General features: G+C 38.1%; 1 protein-coding gene. It reads left to right on the top strand.

Annotated elements, in window-relative coordinates; translation table 11 throughout:
• Positions 1-499 (top strand): IS630 family transposase (locus tag HUS62_RS22435; RefSeq protein WP_175081206.1); only part of this gene is annotated, 499 nt, incomplete at its 5' end.
• Between the last annotated feature and the right edge of the window lie 26 nt (positions 500-525).

Genomic DNA, 525 nt, shown 5'->3' with positions numbered 1-525 from the left:
GACTAAGCGGTTAGATTATGAATATAAACGTGTAGGTGTGGCCAACTTATTTGTATTCTTCGATCGCCATCGAGGGTGGCGGCATGTTAAAGCAACAGAAAGAAAGACGAAAATTGACTTTGCTAATTGTATGAGGGATTTAGTTGATCTCCATTATCCACATGCGAACAAAATAAAAGTTGTATTAGATAACCTATCAACTCATACAGAAGGAGCGTTATATAAAGCATTTTCTCCACAGGAAGCACGCCGGATTTTAAATAAACTAGAATTACATTACACACCAAAACACGCGAGTTGGTTGAATATGGTCGAGATAGAAATTGGTAATATGAATAAGCAATGTTTAGATAGACGTATAGCAAGTATGGAAGAACTAAAGACAGAACTCGCGGCCTGGGAATGGAACAGGAATAAAGAAAGAACAAGTATAAACTGGCTATTTAATGTTGAATCAGCTCGTGAAAAACTTGAGAGGGCTTATGGTGCCCTCAACTAGTCAGAACTTGTGTGATGGAGTACTAG

Source organism: Pseudoalteromonas sp. 0303 (genome assembly GCF_013349995.1).
Taxonomy (GTDB): Bacteria; Pseudomonadota; Gammaproteobacteria; order Enterobacterales; family Alteromonadaceae; genus Pseudoalteromonas.
The sequence above is the reverse complement of the archived record's forward strand: the minus strand, read 5'-3'. Positions and strand labels throughout refer to the sequence as shown.